Raw genomic sequence first — 15,965 nt, 5'->3', positions numbered from 1 at the left:
GCACGGACTCGCGCAGCGTGAGCCTGTGACCGCCGATTCCCGCATGCCGTCTTGTCCTAAACCTCTTCCACGACCATGCGGAGCCGCAAAGGCGTCAGAGTCGCCAGGGCACTCCCTCGCGCTTTGCCACGTGGCGTTAGCCGATACCGTGATGCGATCCGGGTAGCCACGATGGCTATTTCCAGTAGCGCGAAGCCTTCTCCGATGCAATTGTGGGGCCCCGCCCCGAACGCCAGGAACGAGTGTCTGCTGCCGTCGACCATGCGGCCGGGCAGCCATCGGTCCGGGTCGAAAGACACAGCCGCAGGGAAGTTGTCCGGATGGCGGTGGATAGCATATGGACTGAACAGTATGTGCACGTCTGCGGGGAACGCGTAGGCGCCGACGCGCACCGGCCGTACCGTCCGACGCGAAATCAACCACGGTGGTGGGTACAGGCGTAGTGTCTCGCGCGCCACACGATAGGCGTATTCGAGACCGCTCGAACCGGATTCGGTTCGTAGCCGATCTCCGACTTCGGGGTGTGTGGCCAGGGCATGCCAGAGCCATCCCAGCGCGTTGGCTGTCGTCTCTGTGCCGGCGAACAGGACATTGACCAGTTCGTCACGGAGTTGATCATCGCTCGGTCGACTTCCGGAACTGTCCGCGCCCGCAGTTCGAAGAACACCCAGCAAGTCGCGCCGGTCGTCCCGCACAGGAGGCCGACTCTGAACCATGGTCATCACGATCTGACGCAGCCGTGCGTTCGCCGCACGAAAGCGACGGTTTGCGGGAATCGGCAGTCGCTCGAGCGCGGGCGAGGAGACCAATGCGCGCCACGCCACCCCACGCATCACGGTCGGTAGGTCGCGTTGAATGACGGCAATCGCCGCCGGATCAAGCTCGGCCGAGCACATTGCCCCGGTCACGATCGACAACGACAGTTTGCGCATCTCGTCATCGATCAGCACCTCCTGACCGACCCGCCACCGGTCAACCAAACGGTCAGTCTCCCGCCGAATCAGCGCCGCGTAGCTGTCGAACATGCCCCGCTGGAACGCCGGCTGCATGGCTCGCCTGCGATCGCGGTGGGCGACACCACAACTGGTGGACACGGACTCACCCAGAAGAATGCGCAGCTTCTCATACTGAATTCCCTTGCCGAAGGAAGCGACGTCATCGACCAGCACCCTGCGTACCAACGCTGGATCATTGATGAGAAACGCGTCCGTGCCGGCCAACGACACCGCCGCCACCGGCCCCACCCGCGACGCAGCGGTCACAAAGGCGAGCCGATCGTGCAACAGAGCGGGCAGGTGACCCACGACGGGCAGGCGCCAAGGCGCGTCGGGCACTGTGGCAGCGAGCATTTCAGATCGCATAGTCGCCTGCCAACGAATCGTAGCGGTGCCGGTACAGCTCCTCGTGAAAGACGACGAAGCGTCTGGTCAATTCGATGATCCGGCGATCTCTGAGCCGCCGGGCGAGCATTGTCAGCTGGTGTTCGAGCCTCCTGTGCTGCATCGCGTACAGGTCGCCGTAGTAGTCCAGGTCATCGAGTAGCGCGCAGAGCCCGTCGTCCAGCCCGCCGCGCCGCTCGAGATCGTGCAGGCACAGGTTGAACTCACCGTTGAGCAGGTCCTTCCGGAATCGATTGAAGGCCGGGTCGTCGGCCGCGGCACGCACCAGCGCTGCCACGTCCGGGCACTCATCCGCGTGACGAGCACGAAGCTTCGCGAACAACGCGAGCCGCCGGTCGGGGGACATCAGCAGCAGGGGAGTCCCGATATCGTTCTGGAGCCGGACCAGCAGGGCGGCCGAGTCGAAAGCGTCCACCAGCGAACCATCTTCGATCGCCTCGACATATTCGCGATCGAGGTCGCCCATCTCCCCGAACACGGCGCCAAAGTAGCCCAGGGTCGGCGTCACGAGGATGGCGTTCGCGCCGAGCCGGGTGCGTTCCGGACGAGTAGCCGAGATACCGTCGTTGATCTGCTCGACGGCCTCGTACCGACACAAAGTCCTCTCTCGAACCAGCTGCTCACCGCGGGTACCCGCGATAGCGGTCAGTACGTCTCGGCTCGCCTCGAGGTTGGCTACCAACCCTGACCAGACCGAGCGCTCGAGTGCGCGCCGGGCGCTGTGCCGCCCTGTCGCGGTGCAGAAGTCTCCGACCACACGCGCATGTGCGGACGGGGCCAAACTCTGATCGAAAGCCGAGATCTGATCACACAGGGTGCGAACATCTGCGAGGAGCACAGCGGCAGGCACGCTCGTCGGCTTTCGAAGGTCTGCCATGGCGATCGTGTTGAACTCGCGCAACAACTTTCGTAGGCACGAGGTTCCTTCGGATTCGGGCGCGGCCTGTCCGATACCCAGATTGTCGGAGACTACTTCGAAGATCTGGTAGAGATTGACGGGCGTCGCGAGGCGAACCAGTGCGTCCCAGTCATGAGCCCCCTCGAGGCCGACGAACATTGCCGCGGTGAGGTTTCCCAGCTGCGTCATGCCGATGATGCGGTCGAACACCGCGCCCCTCGGATTCTTTGCCGACAGTGCCCAGGAATAGAATTGGCGATAGGTCGGATCCGGGAGGTATCTGGCCAGTCGTCCTCTCAGCGCATCGCGTGTAACCCTTGTCGCGTCGGAGCGGTAGTGGGCAATGGTACTCATAGGGAGCTCCGGAATCGCGAGTGGCGTGCGCACGACGCACCGGCACAGCAGCGACCTTTGCCGCGCTCGTCTCGGCGCGCAACCGACCGTAACGGCTTGTCTTGCAGCCAAAGCTGCGATTATTCCCATGGGTGGGAATAATCGCTGGCTCCGAAACCGCTGAGGTTTCGTCCGAAAGCCTATGTGCACGAACTGCGTCGGTGGTCTCTGGGTGGCGGGGTTGGATTACTGGCACATCAGGGCAATTCGTGGTCCAATACGTTGACACGTCGGATCTCGGGATGAGAGGGCCGCGCCATGCGGTACATGCTGTTGACCACATATGCGCCTGCGGCATTTTGTGACAGTCCGATCGAAGAATGGGCCTCGGAAGATATTTCGGCACACATAGACTTTCAGCGCGCGTTGGGGCAGGAGTTGGCCAAGTCGGGAGAGTTGATAGAAGCCCAAGGGCTCACCGGACCGGAGGCGGCTCGGGTGGTCTGCTCCGACGGTCGCTCGGCGCCGGTAGTCACAGACGGTCCCTTCGTCGAGTCCAAAGAGTTCCTGGCGGGCTACTGGGTCGTTGACGTGGACACCGCGGAACGTGCGTTGGAGATCGCCGCCCGAATCTCGGCGGCCCCTGGACCCGAAGGTCAGCCGATGGGGGAGTATGTCGAGGTCAGGGAGATCGCGAGCGGCCCGCCGAACGGCGACGGCGCGTGATGCGTTCGCGGCCGTGCCAGTGGACCGCGGGTCGCCGTATTCCCAGTCGTGAGAACGGTATTGCTGCATGTGTCAGGCTTGCATCGTGAGGTCACATATCGCAACGATCTTCGCAATCGCGACAACTGCCATATACGCACCGACGCGGGGGCGGTGACGTGATCCAAGCGGCAGGAACACTCGGCGCTTCGCTCGTCGTGGTACGTGGGTGGGAACTACTGTCCGCAGGCTTGTTTGTCGTGGGGATCCTAGTGCTTCGGCGGCGAAGAAATCCGGTGTATTGGGGGGTGTTCGCAGGTGCTGTCCTGGTTTGCCTCTTCGACTGGATCTGGAACAGAAACTGGTACGGAGCAGTCAGTTACTCTGATTACTTCATTCCAGCTTGGACCGCTCGTGGCGAGCGGCAGCCCGTCGCTTTGCCGCTCGTGTACTGCTTCTTCTTCGGTCTGCCGATGATTCAACTTCTGGAGCACAGAAGTGTTCTGGACGAGAGATTCGGTCGTCTCCAGTGGCCGTTGATATTTGGGCTGTTCGCCATTCCCCAGATGCCTTTCGAGATATTTGCGTCCAGAGTGTTGAAGCTATGGCATTACCACGAAGTTCCGCCGTGGACGTATCTCGGCGTACCATGGTCGAACGCGGTCTTCGCTGGTTTTCTCGGAATCGGCTTCTACACTGCCGGCCGGCTGGCGCTCCGATGGACCTGGTCCCCCGCCGATCGAGAAGGTTTGACGGCAACGGGACCCAGCTCGATCGACAGCCGGCTCGAGCGGTGGATCGTTGCGTTTGTTACGACGCTGGCTCTGTCGTCGCTAGTGCTCACAACGATCACGTACGCGTTCCTGCCCTGGTACATGGTGGTCAAGCCATGGGCGCCAACCGCTCCCGCTCTGTAAACGGAGCGCTACCGCTCTCTCGATCGTACCTAGCATTGCCTCGGTGGAGGAAACTGGACTCGATCAAGCTGCGATCGGTCAATTCTCGGCGCACTTGCTGAACAGCAGATCGAGTGAAATAGATTGTGCAGCAAGGGTATTCACGCATCCTCAGGTATGATCTGAATGTTTACGATCGTTGGAGGAACTGTGGTGAAGAAGCTTGTCGTAACGTTGATCGACGACCTCGATCCGAGCAGGCTTGCGAACGAAACAGTGGAGTTCGGACTCGACGGAATCACCTACCAGATCGATCTCAGCACCGATAATGCCGAGAGACTGCGTAACCTACTGCGGGACTGGGTCGCACACGCCACCCGAACAGTCGGCCCACGCCGACGGCCCTCCCGTACCTCCTCGTCCGCGGTAACCCGGCGAAGCCGACACGAATCCGAAGCGATACGTCGTTGGGCCCGAGCGAACGGTGTACGCGTGTCGGCCCGCGGCAGAATCGCTCAGACCGCCATCGAGGCCTACCAAAGGGCAGCCGATCCCGACTCCTCGGCATGATGAAGTCCGTGAGCCTCCCTCGCGGAGGCGAATCTCCAACTGAAGACCTCCGATAGGTCGAGGACGCGCCGCGGGTTCCGACCTAGTTGTACCCAGATGACATTTCGCACGTACACCAGGAGTCGCCGTGGCCACGCTCACCACCTACGTCTGGTTCGACAACGACGTGGAATACGCCGCGAAGTTCTACGCCGCCGTCATCCCAAATTCTCAGGTCAGAGAATACGTACGCGCTGCCGACGGCCATGTGCTCACCGCGACGCTGAACCTGGCCGGCCAGACGGTCACCTTGACGAACAGCGGTCCTGGCCATCCGGTGACCGACACCGTCTCCTTTCGGATAGCAGTCGACACGCAGGAAGAGATCGACCGGTTGTGGGATGCGCTGACCGAGGGCGGACGTGGCAGACCCTGCGGGTGGTTGACCGACCGCTTCGGATTGTCCTGGCAGGTCGTTCCTTCGATCCTGTCTTCACTGACGGCAAGTGAGGACGCAGTCAAGTCCCTGGCCGCCGATCTGGTGATGCGGACGATGACGAAGATCGACATCAAGGTCCTGCGCGACGCATACGATCGTGGATGACGCCTGAGTGTCCGACTCGTTCATCAAGCGCGAGCAGCCGGGAAACCACCACGTTCTCGACGCGATCGAGGTCTTGCGCCTTGATGGCGGGGGCGCGCACAACGCCGCCAGGTGAATGCAACGCCGGCGGTCGCCCTAGCGGGCGCCAACTCGGCTGTCCGACCAAGCGCTGCGGCTAGGCGTGGCTTGCCGTCGAAGCATTCGTAGCGACATGAAGTGCAAAACAGCGTTATCAACGGGTGATGACATTCAGCACATTCCCACTCATGGGAAACTGTGAATCGGGAGTAGTGTAAACCGCACCTCGCATCCGGGATTCGCGTCTGCGAGTTGACCCGAATCCGCAAATATAGTTTGTATCAACTATCCGTTCTAACGCGGGCCGTTGTGGGCAACGGCGATGCGGAGGCAAATTATGTGGATTTCTAATGTCATATCTACAGGCGGTGCATTAGTCTCTGGTAGTCCTGTTAAAAGATGGATTTTAAATACTGCGGGCATAGCGGTCGTTGCGTTGTCAGCCATAGCCGGCGGCTGTGACTCAAATGTGGACGAACATCGACTTTCTGGGGCTAAGACGCCAAGCGCTAAAATCAGCGCAGAAGCTCAGCAAACTGCGCAAATTCCGGTACGTCAGCAGGACAACTTGCGACAGATCGAGCAGTCTCTACGACGTTACTCGGACGATTTGAACGGCTGGATACTCGAAGCTCTAGAGGTTCTGCGCCTCCATGAAATACCAGGTTCATACGAGGGGATTCATCGCAATATCATGCGCGAGTCGAGCGGGAATCCGAACGCAATAAATCTGTGGGACAGCAATGCTGCGAAAGGTATACCCTCGAAGGGCTTGCTGCAAGTCATTGATCCCACATTTTCGGCGTACCACGTGAATGGGACCTCCTGGGATATTTACGATCCCGTCGCAAACATATCCGCTGCGTGCAACTATGCGGCAGCCCGATACGGGTCAATCGATAATGTATACTCAGCATACTGAAGACAGTGGTGCTCAGCGACAATCAGCCCTTGGGCGCTGGTTGGCAAGTCTCTCGAGGACATCTCCATGCTCACCGGCGGAATCGCGCGTGACCTGCTCGACGCGATGACCCGCGTTCATCGGAGCTGTGATGACCTCTGTCGCTCGATCGCGTTGCACACCGGCGATCTATCGCGGACAACGCGCAACTCGATCGCACTGTTGGCCGAGTCGGACCGGACAATCGGATCGACCGTTCGAGCATCATTTCAGCGCACCGGCGAAGAACGGTCCATGGAAGAACAAGATTTTCGGCTTATCGCGCAGACGGATCGACCCGGAGTCAACTCCTCATTCGTCGTCGTAAGCAGCGCCGGGACGAGCATCTACAAACCGGCCGTTGGTGAACACCTCCTACCTGATGCCTCACCGCAGTTTCCCTCGGGGCCCGGCGGTATGGCGCAGCGGGAAGTAGCCGCCTTTCGCATAGACCGACTGTTCGGTTTTGGTAGAGTTCCTGCGACGGGCTTGGTAAATGGCCCGTTCGGGCCAGGCTCTAACCAACGTTTTGTAGCATCTCGACCGCCCAGCTTCAATGAGTCTTTTGATGCAATTCAAATGCAGCAGATGGCCGTACTGGACTACATTTTCGCCAACCAGGATCGCAAGGAAATACGAAATTATCGAATAACCAGCTCGGGTTCGATAGTTGCAATAGATAACGGGATGTGCTTTCCGCACCTACCATCACCGGATGGAGTGCAGTCCCGGTTCGTCACAGAACTTCGCGGAGTGCCGCTTGCGCCCGAAATCCGACATCGCGTCGATCTGGTACGGGCGGACGATATCAGGGTTGCGTTGCGAGATCTGGGGCTTCATGATTCGGCAGTAGAAGGTACTGTGGAACGTTTTGAAGAAATTCGAAGGCTCGGCCGGGTGGAGGGTGGTAATAGGTGGCTACCTTGAAGAATCGATTCAATAGGTATCAACGCTCGATCCCATCGATGTCCACGATGATCTACTCACGAAGGAGTTGACGGGGGATCGATGCTCGCAAGCGGTGGGGGGTTTCCATCGGTGCGAGCACGGACCTGATGCCTCTGGTTGGACGCGAGGCCTTCTTTCGCAGGTTTCTGCGTATCACCCGGCCCGGGGCCACGACCACGTGCCCTATCAGGGATAGCAGTCAGCCTTCGGTCGCCATCCGACCAAGGCGACGATACTGGCGCGGAGCGTCCCGCACGACCGCTGATGCCACGTCTTCTCGGAGCAGGGGAGGGAATCGGGCTGAATCGCGCCCCCCGCGGACCTTGTGTCTCAGGATGACGCCATGGCGTGGGTTGTGCGGTAGGTGTCGAGACCTGGGATTCCGTCAATACCATTGGGGGAGGGGAATTTGGCCCCGCAAGTGACCGGCCGACCTCGGCTGCTGTCGGGCTCAACGAATCGCGTACGACATCGCTGTGGTGCATTGCGTTTTCCATCGTCAGACTGGTGCCAGGTAGACGCTCCACGCCGATCGCTTCCGTGGCCGTGGCCGTGGGTGTGGGTGTGGGTGTGTCGATTGGCGGTGAGGTCTCGACAACCGCTGGTCGAGGCGACATGGGCGACGTGCGCTGCTCGGGAGCTGCGGGCGAGTCGACGAAATCTTTTGTATCTCGGCTGATTTGGTTCGAACCGGAAGGCCGCGTTTCCGAGAGGAGCTCTTCGTTCGGAGTTCTCAACTTCCTGAGCCCGGTAAGCGGATCGTCGTCGAGCGGATGGTGGTAACTCGGCTTCGGCTCGAGTACCGAATGCGGTGGAGTGGAGACCGGTATCGACTCCGACGAGTCCGGGCGGGTGCTGAAGTCCAACGGTGCGACCCCTGCCGCGAGTGTGCTCGCGTGCCCAGCTATGTCGTCAGCGTAGCGGTCGAGCATGTCGGCGTATCGGCGTACCTCGTCGGGCTCGATGAACAGTGCCGTCGGATCGGCCGGCATGTCCAGGGCGTCGCACGCGGCACGGTAGACGAGCGGGTCGAGTAACTGGGCGACTCGAGCTTCGAGCGGTTCGATGGCGCGGTTGATCACCTCAGCCAGGATGTACGCAACCAGAGTTTGTTCCATGGCCAGGCACAGCCTGCGGCCCGCTTCCGTGATCGCAGGAATCAAGGTCGCGGACAAGCCCGACGTGGCCACTGTGGCTCCCAAGGCTGACACGTAGCTCGCCGCCAGCGCCGCAAGTTCGGCCAGGACAGCCGCCTTGACCGTCACGACCACAACCGCTGCGGCATCGAGCGCAACCGCGACCGCCTCGCACATGCGTTCCAGGTCGCCCATATGCTGGGAGCTCATCGCACCCCACGCACGCAGCAATTGCTGATAGGAGTACCCCGAGTAGACCGCACTCATATCCTTCACGGCGCCTCCAGCGGCCGAGTGCGTCTCCACCACGTTCGCTGCGAATATTCGCACGTGAGTAGCGAGTTCGCGGATATCGTCCTCGTTCACATCCGGATACGGGACTCCGCACACGTTGAGAAAAAGGACTACCTCACTCGGAATCTGCAATGCCATCGCCGGCGACCTTCCAGCTCTCCAGTGACGTCATTGTCTCCGCGTCGCCGGCGATTCACCGGTCGTGGGAAGCCTACCCAGCTCGGCCCTGGGTGATCTATACCCCGCAGGCTCCCGCATAGCGGACTTCCTCCGCCGGCAAGCTGGTGGACTTGGGCGGCCACTGAAAGTTGCCGCGGACCCCGTTCCGCTACGGTAGAACACCGCTGCCCCCAGATGTGTTGTGCGCCAATATATCCGGGCCAGGTTGTCGTTTTGGTCACTGCCAGTCACCCGGGGACGCGGCCGCGGGAGGCACGCGTCCCCGGGCTTCGAATGGGCCAGTACGGGTGGGGAGTCCCGATCTCCAGCCCTGCCGATGAGGGCGGATTCAGTCTGCGCTATTCCCAACGGTGGGCGCCGTGATGCTCATTGCGATGTGTTTGATGTGCGCAGACAGCTCCGTCGTCGATTCGCGCAATTCCGAAGATCCGAGCCCGATCGATGTTCCCGTCACCGAGAAGCGCGGTACCCGGTGCTAGATTTCGGCATGAGTACCAGGGAGTCGGGCAACCCCGAACTGTATTTCGACTCCGACAGTGTCAGCTCCGCGAACTCCAGGCTCAGCGGCGCGCTCGAGGATCTCGCCAAGGTCCTCGAGAAGCTGAAGCACGGCACACCGGACAGCTCCGTCCTCGGGGACAGCAATGTCACCGCGGCCTGCACGACTTTTCGTGATGTGTGGCGACGCGAATCCCACTTAACCATCTCGGCTACCGACACCGTAATCTCTCTCGTCTCTCGAGCCACGGTCGGCTTCAAGGAAGCTGACCGAAACAGTGCTACCGCGATAGCGGCCACGATCCAACCGTCCACCGTCGCGGAGCCGGCGACGACCCCCAATCCAGACGACAGCGCACCACCGTCCGATTTCGCTCCACTTCGTTGAGATGAATGAAACACCCCGCACAGACGAGCAGTTGCTCCGGCTCGACATCCACGCAGCGTTCGCCAATACCACGAACCCCGACCGGACATCTCAGTTCGTGCCCGGAGATGTCATCGTTTCGGCGGCCCTGCGATTGGAAGCAGCCGGGGTAGGTCCCCACCCCGTGGCGGTCCTCGCAGGATGCGTCCGCGCCCTAGGCCTCGATGAGACACTGCGACTGCCCGAACTCTTACCAGCTACTGCAGCATCACAGCTGATACGGGACTGGACCGCGCGGCTGGTCCCGGGTCCGAATGTAGCCCGGGACGAAGCGTTGGCGCGATTATTCGAATCCGTTGCCACCGTGATGAGGTCACGGCGCGCGACTACCCGGTACCGGTTGTCGCGGGTCCCCTGGACTGGGCAAGCGCCGAAATCTGAACACAGCCGATGAGCGGCCCGGTATGGCAGCACGTAGGAGCCGGGCTGATCGGCGGGGCCATCTCCCTGGCTCCGATACCGGGTGCGGTATTCCTCGGCGGCGCTGTCGGCGGTGTCCTCACCGGACTCGCCAACGGCCGATCAGGACGAGAACTGCTGGCAGACGCCGCGATCGGCGCCGCGGGTGGCTGGTTCGGCGGTCACGTCCGCGCGGTCGCCGGCGCAACCGGCATGATGTCCAACCTGAACATCGCCTCCGCGGCCCCCCTGGCTGCCAAGATCGCCCAGGCTCTCGGAGCCGGCGCGTCGAGCATGCTCGCGACCGCGCTCTACGACCACTTCGCCGATGCTCCACGAGAAATCGCCATCCCCGGAAAAAGCACCCGATTACGAGCTCTGGAAACTGTGCTGGCCGCACTGGGGGAGGCCGACTCCGTGAAACACCTGCGGCAAGGGATCGATATCGCCCTGCAAATTCCCCCGCTGCCCGGAGTCGCACCCGGAATAGAAGCTGAAGCGGACGTTTACTCGAGCGCCTCCGCTCTGTGCAAGCGAGCACAGGACAACTTCGAACGAACCGCAACATTCGAATTGCCCAACGCATGGCATGGCCAAGCGGGTCAGACGTTGTCAGAGTCCGTTCTCGCCCTGTCCAGCGGCACTTCGCATGCTGCCGACGCGTTGGCCTCCGCCAGCGGCGCGCTACAGCATTGGGCTGACACAGTGACCACCACACAGGCCGAGGACACCGCCGCGACAACAGCAATGCGGGACGTACGGGAAAAGCTGAACACGCTGTCCCACAACGCCGCTCGCATCGCGGCCATCACCGGTTGTCAGGCGCGAATCGACGCGACGCGAGACTTCGAAGCCGCCGCGACAACAACCGTATCCACCATCGGAGCCGCAGCTCAGGCCGCGCGTGCCTCCAAAGTCGGAGCAGGGATTGACCCGTTGACCGCCGAAACACTCGCCTACACGGGAAGTGACCAGCAGTCGTCAGATCCCTCCGAGGACATCCTGACTCCTATCGGACTGGCGCGTGCCTCACAACGGGCTGCCGTGCTCACCCCATCCGACCGATCCGCCTTCGGGAAACTCCTGGCCAACGCCAAATCACCGCAGGAGGCGGCCTACCTGTGGGAAGCGCTCGCCGCCGGGTACTCCCTGCCCGACATCACAGCCTTCGACCAACAAATCCACCCTCACGGCGACGATCTGCAGTGGCTCGAACGTCATCTACACGTCCAAGACCTCGTCAACTATCAGGCAGAAGGCACAGGGATAACGGTACCCATCGGCTACTCCCTCGATGACCCGGCCGTCAAAGCCGTCTATGAACAGAACGACGAAAACTGCACCACTGCGTCGGTTCTTGTCGCCCGCCTAGACGCCGACCCGGTACTGATGCTTGGCATCACCACCGGAACCGGGCCCGCCGCCGTCGATGGCCCTGTCGTCGGCGATGACAGTCCCGGCGCGTTCCGTGATCGCCTTGTGCATGCTTTCAACGACAACTTCGACCCCGACCGGACACCCTGGCCCAAAGGCAACCAGAACATGGTGAACGACCTGATCACACCCATCACCGGGACCCGTTACGAGATGCACACACTCTCGAGCCAGGAGGCTCGCGAAGCCGTCCTGCCCCGCATACAAGCCGCTGTCGCGGCCGGCCAGCCGATCCCACTCGGCCTGGACCTGCCTTCCGGCCGCGAAGGACACCAGGTGATCATCATCGGACAACGGCCGGGCCAACTCGAGATCTATAACCCCTTCGGCTACACCGAGTGGGTAACAACGGAACAGTTCGTCAACTCCCGGATGCCTTTCCGCCCGATACCGGCAAGAATCATCCTTCCCGATTGAGTCATAAGAGACTATGTACAGAGGAGCTTCGTCGAAGCAACTCGCTCTCGGCATCTCTCGATGCCGAGACCGAGTTGCTTTTTCGCAAGTGGCATGGTCTGCGCTCTGACTCGCACCACCTCCGACAAGAGCGCGGGGTCCGTGGGGAGGGCGAGCATCTACAACTCTGGTACGCGCCTGCCATTTGCGAAGATCGAATAGAAATTTGAAACCTAATGATAGCGAACGTGTTTCGTTCACAACTGTACTCAAAAGTCGGAACGACCTCGGCCGACTTCTTCCCAGTCGTGGCGGGCTGACATCCACCTGCTAACCGGGCTGGCCGGCTCCTCCGAATGGTCCCACCATAGGTCCCGTACTACGGCAAGCGTTCCCATGCCGCAGAGTGTGGCCAGTCCACGCTTACCCGAGGACGAACTCCGGTAGCGGGATCCAGCACTGGACTCGCGGGAGTTTCATCACGGAGGGTCAGGCTATGCGGGGCCGCCACGTAGAAAATCCATATCGAGGCGAAGTTCTGAGATGTTGTGTCCTGCGCCGGGTGTGAAGGGCGCGGAAGGCCATCCGAGCTCAGTGTAGAGGTAATGCTCCTCTTTCAGGTCGAATACCGTGACCGGGTCAGCAGCGTCTCCCAGCCTCGCGAGTCGGTCTGAGCGTTCGCGAAATAGCTCGCTGCCGGCCCTAACCTCCTCGGTCCATTGTTCGGGGGTCGAGAACAAGTCGTTGTTGAAGTCGTTCGGTGCGCTCGGGGGCATACCGTGCCGCTCCAGCGACCAATTCATCAGCAGTCGAGAGCAGCGGCCGTTGTAGTCATTCCACGGATGAATCGACGTGAAGCGCTGCTGAAGCTCGGCTGCCAGTCTATATGGATCAGCACCCGGCTCGCCTTTTGCTGAGTTGTACCATTCGCACAATGACTGAAGTTCCGTGCGTGCGTTTTCCGGTGAGATAGTGCGATATTCTATTATCGCATGGGGAAAATTTGTGTTCACCGATCCCGGTGGAAGGTAGTTTACGTAGGGGTTGGCTTGCAGCACATCCACCTGCTGTTTGGTCAGTGCAGTCCATTGCGCGCAACTGCGCATGTCTGTCTGATTCACGAATTCTCCACCCAGACCAGGTTTGGAGAACCGAGAGATATTTTGGTGTACTTCGGTCATGAAGGGCACTGTCAGGTCTGTGTCGGTATGTTTCCGGGTGAATGTCCGTGCAGCGAGGTAACCTGCCCATTCTTCTTTGGAGAACAGCAATTCGGGGCTGGGCTGTCGCGCGATCACCGCTACTTCCAGAAGCGGCCTGTCGATCACCAGGCTTGCTTCGAGTGCGCGTTGTCCGGGGGTACGCAATCCTAGCTCGGCCGTCCCGGCGACGATCGCGAGCGCCACCTCATCGCCTTTCCCGGCCAAGTGGTCGTTTGCGGGATGCACGGGTGGATTCGAGGGATGGATCGGATGCGTCTGGGATGAGGGTGGCGCATGGCCGGCTCCACTCGGACCGGTGAACACCGTTTCGTGTCGCCTGATGTCGTCGCCGTGGAGCTGATCTGCTCGCTCGGTTTCGCGCAGGTCATCTCTCACGAGGTGGGCAGCACTTCGATGCTCGTCCTCGAGCTTCCCTGCCGTCTTGTGAGACAGGAGGTGCGTCAAATACTGAACAACATCTGTGAGTAGCGTCGAGATCGAAGAGGCCAACCGATCCCTTTCTGAGCCGGCACTGAACCCAATTCCGATGAGGATCATGGTATTTGCTCGACCGCGGCGGCGACTTCGCATGGGTGGGAGTCTCTCGCGAATCAGTGCGTGATCGGCCTCGAAGTCGGCAGACTCGAGCGCAGGTATCTCCATGGCAGGGAAGTGGTGGGTGCGGTTTGCTCGATACATTCGGCGTGAAGCAATGGTCTCTGCCCGGTGAGGGCCGGCCCGTATGCGAACGCTGCGGTCCACGAAGGGGCCTGTCTTATGTCGGTGTCTACCTGAGGTGCTCATATGTCCGCGGCGACTCCTCCGCTGTCCCCGCGCGTGGACAGGCTGCAGAGTTCGGCTATTCGGGACCTGCTCGAGCTGACGGCTCGTTCTGATGTCATCAGTCTGGCCGGCGGACTGCCGGACGCCGAGTTGATGCCCCTGGATCGGATTGCCGCCGCCGCGGACGCGGCGCTGTCACGACGACAAGTACTGCAGTACACCGAGACTCCAGGATGGACCGCGTTACGTGAGGTGCTCGCGGCACGCGAATCCGAGCGCGTCGGCCGCTCGGTTCCGGTGGGCGAAATCGTTGTGACACACGGTTCGCAGCAAGCGCTGTCGTTGCTGACGGACGTTTTGGTGGATCCGGGCGCGCTGGTCATCGTCGAGGATCCCGCGTACGTCGGTGCGCTGCAGGTTTTTCGCGCAGCAGGTGCTCGGGTGGTGGCTGTGCCACTCGATGGGGAGGGTATGAGGATATCTGTGCTGCGTGAGCTGCTGGGGCAGGGACAGCGCCCGGCGATCGTGCACACGGTCACCAACTTCCATAACCCCGGCGGCGTCACCATGAGTCCTGCTCGCCGTCGCGATCTTGCCGGTCTTGCTGATCAGTACGGCTTCTGGGTCATCGAGGACGATCCGTACGGCGAGCTCGCGTTCGAGGACCCCACTCCTGCTCCAGCTGCTACATACTCGGCCAACGTGATTCGTTTGTCCAGCACTTCCAAGATCCTCGCTCCCGCGCTGCGGGTTGGCTGGATGGTCGCACCGGGGAAAGTATGTCGTGCGGTGGAGCTGTTCAAGCAGGGGGTTGACCTGTGCGGGTCGGCGCTCACCCACCAGATTGCCGCAGAACTGCTCGCAGACACCGAATGGCTTGCCGCCCACTTGAATGCGGTGCGGAGGATCTACGGTCTGCGTGCTGAGGCTTTGGCCGGCGCCGTGCGGAAACGCTTCGGTGATCGGGTTCTCGCACGCGAAGCGACGGGTGGCATGTTCATGTGGGCCTCGTTCACCGACGGCACCAACACCCGGGCCTTGCTTCCATATGCTCTCGACGCAGGTGTCGCGTACGTTCCGGGCTCGGCATTCGCGGTCGCCACCAACCACGCTCGAAGCATGCGCCTGTGCTTCGCCACCTGCGAAGTCCAGACGTTGAAAATCGCGGTCGATCGCCTCGCCCGTGCTCACAACGCACTGTCGAGCCGAGCCCGCACTCGGGGGTAGGCGGCGCCCGCTCGCACGATGCAATCTTCTTGAAGTGACTGGTGCGGGAAAAGGTGTATGCCGTCGGGCGTTGGGAAGTCGCGTGGCTCACGATGGCGAGTGGACGGCCCAGATCCACCGCGGCATCAGGCGGGGAGTCGACCGGCAATCATGGGGATGACGATCGTCGCAGCGACAATGTGGGTGAGCATCAGGAGCACTTTCGTGGGTCCCGATGCTTGCACTACGAGGTCGGGTATCAGCGACAGCCCAGTCAGCCCGACTGTGATGCGCACGAACAGGCCACGGGGGTGTGCTGTCGTTCTGTTCAGCACCGCGGAAAGCAGCAGTCCAGCCGTGGAGGAAATCCCGGTCAATAACGCGAAACCGGATAGGGGGATCGGTGCTTCGCCGACCACGAGAGTGATACCCGCGGAACGGCCGACCGCGGCGACAAGAGTGGTGGCCGCCGCAGCGACGGCCACTGCGATCAGGCCGGTGCCGACGAGTGTTCTCGAAGACGCGGTAGCTGTGTCGGACATCGGGAGCCTCCCAGGTCTGCCGCCGACCCCGTGCCGGTCTTCGAGATGGCTACGAACACGCGTGGCTCTTTTCGACATCTCGGGTGAGCACCTCGACGCCGAATGTTGAATCGTGAC

Annotated in this window: 13 protein-coding genes and 1 pseudogene; 9 read left to right on the top strand and 5 right to left on the bottom strand. The window is 61.4% G+C overall.

The window, feature by feature from the left end; translation table 11 throughout:
* Positions 1-56: 56 nt before the first annotated feature.
* Positions 57-1,349: a cytochrome P450 gene (locus ABZ319_RS16285; RefSeq protein WP_354987209.1), complete on the bottom strand. Its 1,293-nt coding sequence runs from the start codon at positions 1,347-1,349 to the stop codon at positions 57-59.
* A gap of 1 nt (position 1,350) precedes the next feature.
* Complete coding sequence (locus ABZ319_RS16280; RefSeq protein ID WP_354987208.1) at positions 1,351-2,652, bottom strand: hypothetical protein; 1,302 nt, start codon at positions 2,650-2,652, stop codon at positions 1,351-1,353.
* Positions 2,653-2,949: 297 nt separating this feature from the next.
* On the opposite strand from ABZ319_RS16280, the gene ABZ319_RS16275 reads away from it, so the two are divergent.
* The 6 genes and pseudogenes from ABZ319_RS16275 (at position 2,950) to ABZ319_RS16250 (ending at position 7,330) form a co-directional block, all read left to right on the top strand.
* The gene (locus ABZ319_RS16275; protein WP_354987207.1) at positions 2,950-3,357 is read left to right on the top strand and encodes a YciI family protein; all 408 of its coding nucleotides are present in this window, start codon (positions 2,950-2,952) and stop codon (positions 3,355-3,357) included.
* A 158-nt stretch (positions 3,358-3,515) separates the two neighbouring features.
* The gene (locus tag ABZ319_RS16270) at positions 3,516-4,253 is read left to right on the top strand and encodes a hypothetical protein (RefSeq protein ID WP_354987206.1); all 738 of its coding nucleotides are present in this window, start codon (positions 3,516-3,518) and stop codon (positions 4,251-4,253) included.
* Positions 4,254-4,442: 189 nt separating this feature from the next.
* Positions 4,443-4,802: an Lsr2 family protein gene (locus tag ABZ319_RS16265; protein WP_354987205.1), complete on the top strand. Its 360-nt coding sequence runs from the start codon at positions 4,443-4,445 to the stop codon at positions 4,800-4,802.
* Between the two features lie 127 nt (positions 4,803-4,929).
* Positions 4,930-5,385: a VOC family protein gene (locus ABZ319_RS16260; protein ID WP_354987204.1), complete on the top strand. Its 456-nt coding sequence runs from the start codon at positions 4,930-4,932 to the stop codon at positions 5,383-5,385.
* A 676-nt stretch (positions 5,386-6,061) separates the two neighbouring features.
* A pseudogene (locus tag ABZ319_RS16255) lies at positions 6,062-6,385 on the top strand (transglycosylase SLT domain-containing protein); the annotation flags it as partial.
* A 66-nt stretch (positions 6,386-6,451) separates the two neighbouring features.
* Complete coding sequence (locus ABZ319_RS16250; RefSeq protein ID WP_354987203.1) at positions 6,452-7,330, top strand: hypothetical protein; 879 nt, start codon at positions 6,452-6,454, stop codon at positions 7,328-7,330.
* Between the two features lie 56 nt (positions 7,331-7,386).
* On the opposite strand, the gene ABZ319_RS16245 is transcribed toward ABZ319_RS16250, so the two are convergent.
* A complete protein-coding gene (locus tag ABZ319_RS16245; protein WP_354987202.1) occupies positions 7,387-8,919 on the bottom strand; it encodes a hypothetical protein in 1,533 nt (510 codons plus the stop codon).
* Between the two features lie 529 nt (positions 8,920-9,448).
* Between ABZ319_RS16245 and ABZ319_RS16240 the strand changes: the two genes are divergently transcribed.
* Positions 9,449-9,847 carry a hypothetical protein gene (locus tag ABZ319_RS16240; RefSeq protein ID WP_354987201.1) on the top strand — a complete coding sequence of 133 codons (399 nt, stop codon included), beginning with the start codon at positions 9,449-9,451 and terminating at the stop codon, positions 9,845-9,847.
* Positions 9,848-10,276: 429 nt separating this feature from the next.
* Complete coding sequence (locus tag ABZ319_RS16235) at positions 10,277-12,136, top strand: hypothetical protein (RefSeq protein WP_354987200.1); 1,860 nt, start codon at positions 10,277-10,279, stop codon at positions 12,134-12,136.
* Between the two features lie 473 nt (positions 12,137-12,609).
* Here ABZ319_RS16235 and ABZ319_RS16230 read toward each other — a convergent pair whose 3' ends face one another.
* Positions 12,610-13,875: a Fic family protein gene (locus ABZ319_RS16230; RefSeq protein WP_354987199.1), complete on the bottom strand. Its 1,266-nt coding sequence runs from the start codon at positions 13,873-13,875 to the stop codon at positions 12,610-12,612.
* 246 nt (positions 13,876-14,121) lie between these two features.
* Here ABZ319_RS16230 and ABZ319_RS16225 point away from each other — a divergent pair, with 246 nt between their 5' ends.
* Positions 14,122-15,327, top strand: coding sequence for a PLP-dependent aminotransferase family protein (locus ABZ319_RS16225; protein ID WP_354987198.1), 1,206 nt, complete (start codon positions 14,122-14,124; stop codon positions 15,325-15,327).
* A gap of 125 nt (positions 15,328-15,452) precedes the next feature.
* Here ABZ319_RS16225 and ABZ319_RS16220 read toward each other — a convergent pair whose 3' ends face one another.
* Entirely contained in the window at positions 15,453-15,848 is a 396-nt protein-coding gene (locus tag ABZ319_RS16220) for a DUF6069 family protein (protein ID WP_354987197.1), read from the bottom strand.
* Between the last annotated feature and the right edge of the window lie 117 nt (positions 15,849-15,965).

This window comes from Nocardia sp. NPDC005978 (assembly GCF_040614455.1).
Lineage (GTDB): Bacteria > Actinomycetota > Actinomycetes > Mycobacteriales > Mycobacteriaceae > Nocardia.
Note: the sequence above shows the minus strand (reverse complement) of the source record. Positions and strands in the feature narration are given on the sequence as shown.